This is a genomic window from Ideonella azotifigens (assembly GCF_006519715.1).
Taxonomy (GTDB): Bacteria; Pseudomonadota; Gammaproteobacteria; order Burkholderiales; family Burkholderiaceae_C; genus Ideonella; species Ideonella azotifigens.
In genome coordinates this window covers 1-1,113 of sequence record NZ_VIDT01001150.1, presented here as the reverse complement: position 1 = coordinate 1,113, position 1,113 = coordinate 1, and the positions used below count along the sequence as shown (strand labels likewise).

The 1,113-nt window shown below is 70.0% G+C and carries 2 protein-coding genes; both read right to left on the bottom strand.

Going from position 1 to position 1,113, the window contains the following annotated elements; all coding sequences use genetic code 11:
• The coding region (locus FKP22_RS31255) for a class II aldolase/adducin family protein (protein ID WP_211361686.1) at positions 1–159 on the bottom strand (159 nt) is incomplete at its 3' end.
• A partial coding sequence (locus FKP22_RS31250; RefSeq protein WP_259372480.1) for a xylulokinase occupies positions 156–1,113 on the bottom strand: 958 nt, incomplete at its 5' end. The genes FKP22_RS31250 and FKP22_RS31255, both read right to left, overlap by 4 nt.

Here is a 1,113-nt window from a genome sequence, read left to right as displayed (position 1 = left end):
CGCAGCCATCGCGTGGTAGTCGGTGGCCGAAGGCGTGACGGCGAAGTGCTGCGCGTCGATGCGCAGCGCCAGGTTGCCGCCGGTGCCGGCGAAAAAGCCTTGGTGCGACAGCGCCAGGCACAGGTCCACCACGGTCTGGCGTTCGGCAGCGTGTTTCATGCGGCGGACTCCAGCGCGGCAGGCACCGGCAACGCGCCGGGCTGGGGCGTGTTCAGCCGGCGGTACAGCGGCGCGAGCCGGGTGCGCACTTCCTTGAAGGTCTCGAACTGGTCCTGGTGCAGGCGCTGCAGTGCGAGGTTGGGCGCGTAGGTCGCGCGCACGCGCCGCATGCCGTCCAGCTCATCGAATCTCAGCTCGCCCAGCGCCACCGCGGCAATGAAGGCCGCGCCAATGGCATTGGCCTGGATCGGGCTGGCCAACTGGCGAATGGGCTGGCCGGTCACGTCGGCCATGATCTGGCACCAGACGTCCGACTGCGCGCCGCCACCAACCGCCGTGATGGTGCCCACGTCTCGGCCCAGCAGCCGCGCAAACGGCTCCAGCATCCAGCGCGTGTTCAGCGCCACGCCTTCGAGGAAGGCGCGGAAGATGTCTTCGCGCGAATGCGCCAGCGACAGGTTCAGCAGCCCGGCACGCAGGTGTGGGTCGTCCACCGGCGTGCGCTCACCCATCAGCCAGGGCGTGTAGATCAGCCCGCGCGCACCGGGCGGCACGCGCGCGGCGATCTTGTTCAGCAGCTCGTAGACGGCGGGGTGCTCTTCGTCGCTGGCCAGCTCGTCGGGGTGGTAGAGGATGCGGTCGCGCAGGAACGAGAGGTTGGCGCCGGCAGTCGACTGCAGCGCCATCGCCAGGTAGCGGCCGGTGACCGCGCAGGGCACGGCCGCGAGCTTGTGGCGCACATCGGTCTTCATCTTCGGCACATGGGCACCCAGCCATGAAGAAGTACCTAAATAGAGGTGGGCTTGATGGTCGCCCACCGCGGCGCCGACCGCCACCGCCGAGTTGTCCATCGCGCCGGCCACCACCACGGTGCTGGCCGGCAGCCCCAGCGCCGCCGCCACCTCGGGCAGCAGCGGGCCGAGGATGGCTGTGGACTTCACCAGCGGCGGCAGC